The sequence below is a fragment of the Pedobacter agri PB92 genome (assembly GCF_000258495.1).
GTDB lineage: Bacteria > Bacteroidota > Bacteroidia > Sphingobacteriales > Sphingobacteriaceae > Pedobacter > Pedobacter agri.
In genome coordinates, this window is the sequence record NZ_AJLG01000174.1 from 1 (window position 1) to 10,350 (window position 10,350).

Annotated in this window: 10 protein-coding genes; 3 read left to right on the top strand and 7 right to left on the bottom strand. The window is 34.5% G+C overall.

The window, feature by feature from the left end; all coding sequences use genetic code 11:
• A partial coding sequence (locus ON09_RS19445) for a hypothetical protein (RefSeq protein ID WP_162097948.1) occupies positions 1–298 on the bottom strand: 298 nt, incomplete at its 3' end.
• Positions 299–435: 137 nt separating this feature from the next.
• Here ON09_RS19445 and ON09_RS19450 point away from each other — a divergent pair.
• Positions 436–2,853 (top strand): TonB-dependent receptor domain-containing protein, encoded by a 2,418-nt coding sequence (locus tag ON09_RS19450; RefSeq protein ID WP_010602742.1) that lies wholly within the window; start codon positions 436–438, stop codon positions 2,851–2,853.
• A gap of 422 nt (positions 2,854–3,275) precedes the next feature.
• Here ON09_RS19450 and ON09_RS19455 read toward each other — a convergent pair whose 3' ends face one another.
• Both ON09_RS19455 and ON09_RS19460 read right to left on the bottom strand, forming a co-directional pair.
• Positions 3,276–3,446 carry a helix-turn-helix domain-containing protein gene (locus ON09_RS19455; RefSeq protein WP_238533752.1) on the bottom strand — a complete coding sequence of 57 codons (171 nt, stop codon included), beginning with the start codon at positions 3,444–3,446 and terminating at the stop codon, positions 3,276–3,278.
• Positions 3,447–3,561: 115 nt separating this feature from the next.
• Complete coding sequence (locus ON09_RS19460) at positions 3,562–3,813, bottom strand: hypothetical protein (RefSeq protein ID WP_010602744.1); 252 nt, start codon at positions 3,811–3,813, stop codon at positions 3,562–3,564.
• 58 nt (positions 3,814–3,871) lie between these two features.
• Between ON09_RS19460 and ON09_RS19465 the strand changes: the two genes are divergently transcribed.
• Both ON09_RS19465 and ON09_RS19475 read left to right on the top strand, forming a co-directional pair.
• The gene (locus tag ON09_RS19465; protein ID WP_010602745.1) at positions 3,872–4,054 is read left to right on the top strand and encodes a hypothetical protein; all 183 of its coding nucleotides are present in this window, start codon (positions 3,872–3,874) and stop codon (positions 4,052–4,054) included.
• 1,545 nt (positions 4,055–5,599) lie between these two features.
• On the top strand, positions 5,600–6,700 hold the full coding sequence (locus ON09_RS19475) for a S41 family peptidase (protein ID WP_010602747.1): 1,101 nt from the start codon (positions 5,600–5,602) through the stop codon (positions 6,698–6,700).
• 239 nt (positions 6,701–6,939) lie between these two features.
• Here the strand turns inward: ON09_RS19475 and ON09_RS19480 are convergent, their stop codons facing one another.
• The 4 genes from ON09_RS19480 to ON09_RS19500 form a co-directional block, all read right to left on the bottom strand.
• Positions 6,940–7,437, bottom strand: coding sequence for a hypothetical protein (locus ON09_RS19480; protein ID WP_010602748.1), 498 nt, complete (start codon positions 7,435–7,437; stop codon positions 6,940–6,942).
• Between the two features lie 243 nt (positions 7,438–7,680).
• Positions 7,681–8,187, bottom strand: a complete 507-nt coding sequence (locus tag ON09_RS19490; protein WP_010602749.1) for a hypothetical protein — start codon at positions 8,185–8,187, stop codon at positions 7,681–7,683.
• A 1-nt stretch (position 8,188) separates the two neighbouring features.
• Positions 8,189–8,521 carry a DUF4325 domain-containing protein gene (locus ON09_RS19495; protein ID WP_010602750.1) on the bottom strand — a complete coding sequence of 111 codons (333 nt, stop codon included), beginning with the start codon at positions 8,519–8,521 and terminating at the stop codon, positions 8,189–8,191.
• A 1-nt stretch (position 8,522) separates the two neighbouring features.
• Positions 8,523–9,854, bottom strand: coding sequence for a hypothetical protein (locus ON09_RS19500; RefSeq protein ID WP_010602751.1), 1,332 nt, complete (start codon positions 9,852–9,854; stop codon positions 8,523–8,525).
• Positions 9,855–10,350: the final 496 nt, after the last annotated feature.

Genomic DNA, 10,350 nt, shown 5'->3' on the forward strand with positions numbered 1-10,350 from the left:
ACGTACACACTCTAGTCTTATCAAACGACAACGCTCTTTTTAGTTTGTCGTGAAGGCTTCCTGAATTGCCAAGCTGTATATTTGGCACCTGACTGAACTCAAATGATACCTGCACATCGCTTGCTCCAGCAACATTTGAAGGGAGAACGATTTCCTGGTCATTGCCATAAACAACTGAGGAATTTGCGGGCAGGCCAATATCGATGTTATTCATTGGCGATTCCACATCTTTTTTACAACTGCTGAATGAAACAATCAGACCAGCGATTAATAGCAACTTTGTGTAGTTTTTTAACATTTCCATATTTTAAATTTTTGCGCAAATGTATTTCTTACTTTTTGCAAATGCAATTAAGTTGCTTTAAAAATGCAATATTGTTGCATTTAAATTTTCCTTTTCTATCTTTGCGCCTTAAAAAAGAATTATCGATAGATATGTTATTAGCCCTTAAAAAACCTGTTGCCATCCTTTTTTTAATTATTCCGATATCTTTTCAGGTAAACGCTCAGCTAAGAAAAAGATTAGATACATTGAAAACTGACACACTTAAGGAAGTAGTCATTAAAGGCTACTCAAATGTGAAGGCCAGTGGTTTGATGGAGATCTCCAAAGATCAATTGCAGCTCGTGAAATCCACTACAATTGGCGAAACCCTTAGCCATATTGCAGGTATTCAAAATGTAAGTTTTGGACCTCATTCAGGCGCACCGATGATCAGAAGTCTCAGCGGCAACAGGGTTAGGATATTGAGCAACGGTCTATCGATGAACGACCTATCTGGGATCAGCCCGAATTTAAATGTGGTCTCTGATATGGATAACCTTTTGGGTATTGAGGTGTTAAAGGGGAACGCGAGTGTATTGTATGGCGGCAGAGCAATAGGAGGGGCAGTCAATTTACTCGATAATACGATACCAAAGCAACGCACAGGTAGGAATATTAAAGGTGCAGCGACTCTAGAGGCTGGAAATAATGCGGGATACCGTCAGGCTTTTGATCTGAATGGTGATTTAGGATCGAGATGGTCGTGGCATGCGGGGGCAATGAACCATTGGAATAAATTGATTAAAATTCCTGGAAATACAAAATCCCCTATTGCTTATGACCCAAGTATTGATCACCTTACCCAAACCATGGCGCAGGTGAATGTAGACAAGGAAGTAACAAGGAACCTTACGTTATATCCATACATTAGCCAATTTGTGATTGAAAATATCAACAACCCTGAATGGGGCCTCAGCGAAGCAGACCTTTATACCTTCCAGGAAAATTCTGTTATCGGTGGAGCAAGCATACCTAACCCAAGAAATGCACTATACATCCCTGGTCAACCTCCTGGTACGCCACTATCTACAACTACTGTAAAAGGTATTTATGATTATTCCCCTGTGACTAAAGGCATCATGCCCAACAGTCAGTCAAATAGTTATGCTGTAAATGTGGGTACTAGCTACATCGATAAACATTTTCGTGCAGGTATCGGATTTAGGAGATCTTTTGGTAATCATGGAATACCTGGATTTGCGCTGCGTAAACTTCCCGGTCATACCCATACTCACGAGGATGGGTATAGTCATGAGGTTGAAGGTGAGCAGGTATATCTGCCGATTAACACCAGGTCTGCATCAAATAATTTGCTGATGGAATCAGCATATAGTTTTGATCATGGGGTACTGGACAACCTGAAGTTAAACTACATTTTTCAAAGTGGAAGCGATAGCGAATTCATCGGGGACTATCTGGCCAATGAATTCGCTTCCCACCGTCACGGCGCGCGGATGGAAATCAATCAGCGGTCAGTTTCCTTCTTAAAAGGTATTAGCGGATTTGAGTTATCAAAAATGTCGCTTAAAGGTAATGGCGAGCAGCGTTACCTGCCGGATAATCTAAGCAGGGAATATGGTATTTTTACCCTTCAGCAAGTAAGCTGGCGTATAATAGATCTGGATTTCGGATATCGTCATGAGCGGGTTGATAAAAATGCGATGTTGTCTCCCGGATATACACCCAGTCGTGGACTCGGTGGTGGGAAGCTCTCTGACAGATCATTCAAATTGAACCAGTATAATATCGGTAGTAAACTTAAACTTACGGAGTATGGTTTTTTGAAAGGCTCGTACGTTCATGCGGAACGGGCGCCAGAGGTGAATGAACTTTATGCTGGCAATAATCACTTCGCCATCATGCTGGAAGAAAATGGAGATGACAGGTTGAATAAAGAGGTTGCCAGAACCAGGGAATTTGGAGCCGGTATGAAAGTCAAAGGTTACGAGCTGTCAATTACACATTACTCAACTAGATTCGATAATTATTTATATCTTGCCCATACTGGCATATCTCGTTCAGGTGGCTTTCTGGTAAAAGAGTGGCGACAGGCCGATACCAAAATCACAGGTTGGGAAGCTGAGCTCAAGGTTCATCAATCGATTAATAAGTATATTAACATCCGAGGAGGTGCATACTTTGACCTCGTCAAGAATATTAATGTTTCGGGTGGCAGCATGAGAAATTGGGCGGAAGGAGATTATATGCCGAACATGCCTACCAGCCGATTCGGATTTTCTACGGGCTTGGATATAAAGAAATTGGACATCGATATATTGTTTGATCGGTATCTCCCTCAACGCTTCCTGGGTAAAAATATCAATCCCGAACCACCAATGCCAGGTTATTCTCTACTGACAGCAAGAGTAGCTTATAATAGAGCAATTAAGGGAATTCCCATAGATTACTTTATAAGCGGAAACAACCTTCTTAATATAGAGGCCCGTCCACAAAATTCATTGCTAAAGTATTTAGCTCCCCTGGCTGGGATAAACATATCCTTGGGTCTTAAGATTAATGTATTGTGATTGATAATGTTCAGCATCTAATGCACATTACCGAAAAATAAGTCAAATTATGTATGGTGACCGCTGGTATAACACTATCTATCTATGGTCAATCGTTGAAAGGAAAATATAGTTTATCCTCGAAATCAGGCGCAAAATATGTAGAGAATGTTACACAATAAGTTCTTATATATAAGCTCTACCCTGCACCATTTATTAAACCCGGGACGATTTAGTTTATACAATAAAAATGCTTCTCAGATATGAGAGCCTTCCTTTATGGCCCAAAAAAGACTATAGGGGCAACATAAGTAAAATTTTAGTTTTGTCCTGTTAGTCTTTCCGGGACGATAGATTAAATAGTGAGCGTTTTGCAGGGATATGCAAAACGCTCTTTTTTTAACCAAATATAAAATATTGAGAGCCCTGCTAATGTAGGGCTTTTATACTTTCAATAATCCATATTTATAAGCGAAAGAGACGAGTGAGGCTATATTCTTCGAACGTGTTTTACTAATTAAGTTTTTACGGATACCATTTAAAACACTGCTTTTGACCTCCATTTCTTTACTGATTTCAGCGTTTGTAAGACTATCTGCAATTAGCTTGATCATTTTTAACTCTTGTTCATCGATTCCCATAATAATAGGATTCGAAGTAATATTTTTTTTCATATTATTTGAAACGGAAAATATTTTCTGTTGGTCTTTAATATTTGGCCTCACACATTCAGGTTTTGCTTTTGGCTTCCCCCTGGTCAAATAAACTTTCATGAAATAGGTGAAAACCTTCAACTGTATGCGTCGGAAATGATTTGGTTTTATCATCCCACATTTGATGGTTTTGTTGCCTTCTATTTTCGCATACCCTTTCAGCAACTTCCTTTTCATTATAAGCCTGCGTCATTGTAGTACTGTTTTCATTCACCCTTCCATCCTCACATACAAAATACATTTTCCGGAATTTGAATTTCTTTGCCATTTAGCAAAAATATAAAACGCAATTTGCAATTACTAAAAATATTAGTAAACCTTGCTTTATGAACATCAAAGCAGCAACAGAAAAGAAAGAAATTAAAATCGGTCCAGACCTGATCACCATTAAGCCAGTGAAAGGAGATCAAAACCTTTTTAGAATTTGGACAAATAACGCTTTTAAAGGTTACGTTATTAGGAAGGGTGAAGAATACTCATTGACCGGAGAAAGGAAAATACGTTCTTAGATCTATGCTAGAATTATTGAATGTATTAAAACAAGCTCACGTAATTGATATTCGTTATTGCGACTTTTGCAACATTTGAAGTGTTTTAATTGAATAACACAATTCCAGGTTGTAGTTAGTAAGTTTGATCTTAAATTTATTAGTTTTACTACGCCCGAAGTCGTGAACGGGCTTTTATAAAGAATTAAACGGTTTGAAATATCTTCAAGCCGTTTTTTATTTAAGCTCTTTACTATAGATTAGATTCAATCAGCAATTTAAAAGCTTTTAAACAGTACCAGATTGCAGCATTGGCCTTCGTGTTTGGATTTACTTTTAATGCTGCGATAGATATAACAGGAATTTTTCTGAATCAATGATGGTGGCTCCGGAAAAAAGCATTGTTTCTACTTTTTGTAGCTTTACGCTATTAAACCAATCTTCATATTCCTAAACCGTCATGTGTCAAAGGTAGTTCAAAACCAAATGCGTGAGATCTGTGTTTTATTAACATACCTTGTCGTAAACATGTAAATATAAAACAAGATGGATTATCTAAATTACTCGGAGCGGAAGTGTACCAGGAACCGCCTGGGTTCATTTGCCTACTTCCTAATGATGTGTACCAAAGCGTGGTTAGTAAAGGCAGCACGGTTGCAGAGGCGGTAGATAATTCGGATGTAAAACTACAAGCACATTTAAGAAGTTCCGGTGATGATACTCCAATAGTATTTTTTGTAAAGGGGTTATTGATTAAAGCTGTTCATGTAGTAAAAGCTCGGCCATCAAATATTGGCCAAAAGTCAAGAGAATAGAACATTGTCGAATTCGAAGAACAGTTTTACACCTCTATAAGAAATAAATAATTTTTTAAACAAAAGTATTAGTCCATGGTTTATAAATTATCTATGAAAATATGATCGTAAACTTTGGTTAGTTGAAAAATCATTTAAAAGCTTTCGTTATTAGGAGCTTTTAATTTTTGTTCGTTTGTTAAATTTTAAGGCTGTCGTGAGATAGCCTTTTTTGTTACAAACGATAATTTACTGATATGATTTTTGTTGATGTAAGACTTTTGAGATCATCTCTTTGAACGGTAGCTTGCTTTTATCGATTTATGTTTAATAAAGTCTTTCTTATTATACGATTTTTCTTAGAGTAAATACATTACCTTCGTTTTTTTAGACAATTTATTCTTTTATTGTTGTTGAAAATAAATTTCAAATTTTAATAATCAAAAGACTTAAATCAGCTAGGTCGAGGAAATGTAAGCGCTTTATGAGATCAAAGGTGTATCGAAATTTATGTAATCTTTGAGCCAACCTGACCTAATGCGTCGCGTTAATTGTTCTTTTTGTTATAAGTTTATTTAACTATTATTAGTAAATTATGATCACATGTGACTTTGACCTTGTGAAATTAATCATTCATCGGAAGTCTATTAGCTGATGCCCATTTAGGTGGGATAATAATTCTGGATGTTGGTATAATATTTAATAAATTAAACTTGGAAATTAGTATAATTGATCAGTTATAAATAATGCTGTTCACCTATATTAAATTTAAATGAAATTTTTCACACTAATACTTTTACTAATAATCCCTATAGTTTCATTAGCTCAGAATTGTGATTGTCTGGTTAATTTCGATTATGTTGTGGAAAGCATTACAAAAAATTATGCCGGTTTTAATGATAAAGTTAAAAGCAAAAACTGGGAAGAATTTCTAACATTCACGCAAAAAATACGCAATAAATCAAAATTCACCTCAGGCTTCGATTCCTGTTATGTTAATCTAAGAAATTGGGTTGATTATTTTCACGATCATCATCTTCGGGTTCAACTTGACTGGAAATTCAGAAAGAATAACCCTGATGTAGCGAAACGGTTAAATAAGTTATTTGGCAAATCTAATACGATTGCCAATGGGTCCGAAAATTTGGCGACGGCGACTTCACTAAAAATTTTAGACAGTACTACTGTTTTGCTGAGATTACCTTCATTTGAATGGAGTGAGAAAAAGATAATTGATAGTATTCTTCATGTTCATATGAAGGATTTTGATCAAAGAAGTAATTTGATCTTGGATATGAGAGGAAATAGCGGAGGAACAGATTATGCGTTTAATGGGTTAATGCCTTTGATTTATAGTTTACCCATAAAAGTTAAACCAGATGAATATCTTTCAACACAAGAAAACATTCGGATTTTGGAGTCAAACCTCAGTGAGGAAGGTATTTCTTCTTCTGCAAAAGATTTTTTGAACCAAGTGATATTACTTATGAAAACTCATCCTGGTACTTTTGTTAACCCTTCAGGTAAAGATTTTTTCGAGATAACGCTTGATAGTATTTATAAGTACCCTTCGAGAATCGGTATTTTAATTGACAAAAATACTGCAAGTTCTGCGGAGTCCTTTCTGTTGATGGCAATGCAGAGTAAAAAGGTAACTGTCTTTGGAGAGAATTCCGCCGGAATGCTTGATTATAATAATACACAATTTTTTGATATTCCCTGTAAGAATCTCAATTTAGTGATACCAATCGGACGATCAAAAAGGCTTCCAGAGCAACCAATCGATAATATTGGTATTAAGCCTGATGTAGTGTTTGATTCGAAAGTCACAAATAGAATAGAACTTATCCGTGATTTATTAAACAAACAATAGTTACATGTTAGAATTATTATACATGTCAATTTTTTAATCCTTGTCTTGGCAGAAGAAATAAGTCATTCTGATTATTAATAATACTTATCGGTTTTACAATTTAGGTCACTACCATCCGTAATGCTTCGTATTTTGAGACACAGAATGGATAATGTATTTGCTTTACTGCCAAAAATCACACTGTTTCTTTAGAAAAATTTCGAGGCTTTTGGTTGAATACCAAAAGCAATTTGAAAAGATTAACAGGGCGACCAGTACTCCATTTTAGTTAGTCTGCCACGGGAAAATTTAAAGATTAGACCGTCATCAGCCCCTTTATTATATAGTACTGTTTCATTTCCACTAACTTTGACGCCAAAAATAACCTCAAATTCCTTAATGGTCGTTTTGTGAGAAAGTAAATTCTTTCCAAATGTTATGCTATTTTGTTGGCGAGAACTGAATTGTATTTCTTCTACTTGATAGCCTTGTTTTTTATTTCCTATAAATTTTAAATTTCCGTAGTCAAGTGAAAAATATTTATGCCCTTGTTCTGCTTCAGAAAAAAAGCCACATTCGTATTTAGGTTCAAATGTTCTATTCGGCTTACCGAATTCTTTTAAGATTAAATCTTTATTTAATGAGAAATCTAATCCATTAATTTTTAAATGTGAATATCTTATAATGTTAGATTTATTCTGGCCGAATAGACTTGATGCTAGTAAAAACAGGGGGAGGATTAATAATCGAAAGTGCATAGATTTTTCAATTCAATGATCAAACTTAAATATAATTTTTTAATACTCATATCTTCGTTTTGTGAGACATTTTTCTCTTTGCCGTAATTGGTTGAAGTAAACTTCCAGATGAATGAAAGATTAACAGTAAGTGATGAATAATTTCGTTTTTTAAAACGAAATTGCATGAGGAAAATGCTCAGTCCTATAAAAACTTAGTGCTTTAATATTTTCAATTGATAACTAAATTCGAGCAGTTTTAGCTCATCCTTTGAAACTATACAAAGTTTTTAAAAGTTCAGTTCTAAAGTTGGTCATCGGGTTATTGATCAATTCAACATACTTAGATTCAACATGAATATTTATACCTTCATCAAATAAATTAGTTGAAATCAAAGCCTGGAATGTGTCGGTTTTTTCTAGAAACAAATCGTATAATTTTGTATCAACAGAGAGCAAAGAATCTACAAATTGTCTTCTAAAAATAGAAATAGATTCATTCAGTTTTTTATCCACATTCTGTTTGGACTCCAACGAGTTTTCTGAACCTTCAAGCGTTTTAAATACAATTTCGATGTTGTCGAAGAATGTGTACAGATGTTTTAGACTATGGTCCAATATCAGAGTTTTAAAAGCCTGAATATTCCTATCCTTCTGCTTTTCCGATGCATTAGTCTCTTTAGTTTGCTTAAATACAAAAAAAGCTAATGTTAAGTTTGAACCTGCAATAATTACTGTAGCTATTTTAGCAATGACATCTAGAACAGCCATACTATCCAATAGCAGTTTTATCTCGTAGAACCCGATCAATTGCTTCGTTTAATGGTGTCTCAAACTCGTAGCTCCCCTCAGATACAATCTTTACCTTTTTGAAAAAACCTATTCTTCCATGTTTTGATATTATATTTATAAAAAGTTCCTCAAAGAATGAAGGTATGATTGAATAAATGTTTGCTGGTATGACCACTTTGACATGATTGCTTGAATCGGCTAATTCATCAATGTGACTATCCAATCTAACTTGTCTACCTCTGTCTCTACCTGTGAAAACTTTAGACCCATTTGGTCTAAAATCTTCTAAATTAATTGTTGATTCCGCTGTCATATTAAATATTTTCTGAAAAATAAATTTCTGCACTGATATAAGTACCTGGAAAATAAGTAGGTGCAAAGTTAACATATTTATTGTCTGGTTTGTTCATAATATTGCCACTTTCGTTAAAACTAACACACTGAAATGTTTCACCATCGACAACTGTTGGAGTGATATCATATTTTCCATCGAATATTATTCTGCTTTTACCTGATACGATGGTCATTTTTGACTCATAGTCTGTAAAGTTTTTACCTCGCAATTTAAAGAAGTTTTCTATGAACCTCAGAGATCCATTACCACGTTTTTTATAAACCTTTGGGTCAGTTGAAGTCACACCTTCCTGCAGGGAATATAGCGTCCAAAGTGTTTCTTCTTCGAATTCCGCTGGTGTAAATAACCCTCTTCTTGTATACTGGTCTGATAAACGTCTCATTTTTTCAACACTAGATTTGTTTTTACAATACGGATCTTTAAATTTTTCATAAATCGTCTGTCCAAAATTCATGATTACGAGTCGAAATATTCCATAATGTTTACCATTTTCTCTCTTTTCCGTGAAATAACCTATTGAATACCTGAAATTATTACTAGAATGCTCTTCTGCGTTGATGAGTATCTCGCCAATTACATTACATAGATTTTCAATTTCTGTTCCAGAAAGCGAAATATTCATACGCTCTAAACTATCAATTACATAGTCTGCCAAGGTAGTGGTATCCACATCTTTTTGCGCGATGTTTTTCTTAGAAGTATTAAGACTGTTATGAATACAAAGCTTATATGGGATTATATCTTTAAATTTAATTTCGTAGTCTGCGTGAATAGCTGGAGAACCTACAGAGTACAAAAGTTTCTTAATGTCAGGATTGCTAATGTCATCGCCTCTAATTCTTTTAACTCGAGGCTTGAGTTTTTTATATTGGTTGCATCTTTTAAAAAATGTGATAATATCTTTCAGTATAATATCTAAAAATACTTGAGCTTCTAAACTTATCTTTTTGCATTTTCCATAGCTCACTATGACTGTTCTTGCACGTTGAAAAACCAATAAACCAAGTAATTTTTTTAAGAACTCTATAGTGTTTTTACAAGCTCCATCTTCAAAAGAAAAGTTTATTGGAATCTCTAGTTTTTCTTCGTCTTTGAAATATTTAGGTGGGTCGAGTTTATAAATAGAAAGATCTGAAAAGTCAGATTCAAATAGTATATATTTTATATTCTTTGGTAGAAATTTATGAAGAACATCGTAGGGATCAAGTGTTTTTCCGAAGTACTTAATTAATTCAAGATGCTTAATATCAATTTTGTATCTTAATTTCTTTTTATCATTCTTAGATTTCAATGAACGTCGATGACGTTTTAGTTGGAGTTTGAGAGAGACGTTAGGTTTAATCACATTTTGGTTGTTAAAAGGGCTGTAATATAGCAAGTTTTAATCAATTCTCCCAAGTTTAGTATTGCTTAAAAGTTTGTCTAATTCTTTTTTCTCATCGTAATTGCCGTAATCTCTTCCGACTTGTAAAGCTTTATTAGGATAAAGATTTGAGGTGAGGCAAGCCCTACTTTTAACTCAGTAAATCAGAGTTCAGAATATCTTTCGTTTTAAAAGATGTTTCTATTTAAAATTGTAATATAATGCGAAGTGTGGTAGCCTGTTGTGTTTATTTTAATTTCTTTTATAGCAGTTAAATTTACCGGTCGAAAGGGCGAATATGGTATTAGAACATTATCGTAAAATTAGATTTCGCATGATGATAAACTACCGGTTATAATTGTATCGGTAATGATTGATGGTGTATTGATTTCAATAATTCTTAAATTTAATCCAGTGTGTACGT

Bases quoted from the DNA above. Each gene is read 5' to 3' on its own strand.
- ON09_RS19460 (WP_010602744.1), bottom strand. From the start codon at position 3,813: ATGGCAAAGAAATTCAAATTCCGGAAAATGTATTTTGTATGTGAGGAT.
- ON09_RS19495 (WP_010602750.1), bottom strand. From the start codon at position 8,521: ATGACAGCGGAATCAACAATTAATTTAGAAGATTTTAGACCAAATGGG.
- ON09_RS19450 (WP_010602742.1), top strand. From the start codon at position 436: ATGTTATTAGCCCTTAAAAAACCTGTTGCCATCCTTTTTTTAATTATT.
- ON09_RS19490 (WP_010602749.1), bottom strand. From the start codon at position 8,187: ATGGCTGTTCTAGATGTCATTGCTAAAATAGCTACAGTAATTATTGCA.
- ON09_RS19465 (WP_010602745.1), top strand. From the start codon at position 3,872: ATGAACATCAAAGCAGCAACAGAAAAGAAAGAAATTAAAATCGGTCCA.
- ON09_RS19455 (WP_238533752.1), bottom strand. From the start codon at position 3,446: ATGATCAAGCTAATTGCAGATAGTCTTACAAACGCTGAAATCAGTAAA.
- ON09_RS19480 (WP_010602748.1), bottom strand. From the start codon at position 7,437: ATGCACTTTCGATTATTAATCCTCCCCCTGTTTTTACTAGCATCAAGT.
- ON09_RS19475 (WP_010602747.1), top strand. From the start codon at position 5,600: ATGAAATTTTTCACACTAATACTTTTACTAATAATCCCTATAGTTTCA.